General features: G+C 49.8%; 1 rRNA gene. It reads right to left on the minus strand.

What is annotated here, in order from left to right:
* Positions 1–255: ribosomal RNA gene (locus KVP70_RS35925) — 23S ribosomal RNA — on the minus strand; the annotation flags it as partial.

Genomic DNA, 255 nt, shown 5'->3' on the forward strand with positions numbered 1-255 from the left:
GCTTGCACCCCATCATTTAATCTTCCAGCACCGGGCAGGCGTCACACCCTATACGTCCACTTTCGTGTTTGCAGAGTGCTGTGTTTTTATTAAACAGTCGCAGCCACCAGTTTATTGCAACCCGTTCACCCTACTGAAGTAAATCAGCCAAGCTACAAGGGCGTACCTTTTCCCGAAGTTACGGTACCAATTTGCCGAGTTCCTTCTCCCGAGTTCTCTCAAGCGCCTTAGAATACTCATCTCGCCCACCTGTGT

Source organism: Duganella violaceipulchra, assembly GCF_019166075.1.
Lineage (GTDB): Bacteria > Pseudomonadota > Gammaproteobacteria > Burkholderiales > Burkholderiaceae_D > Rugamonas > Rugamonas violaceipulchra.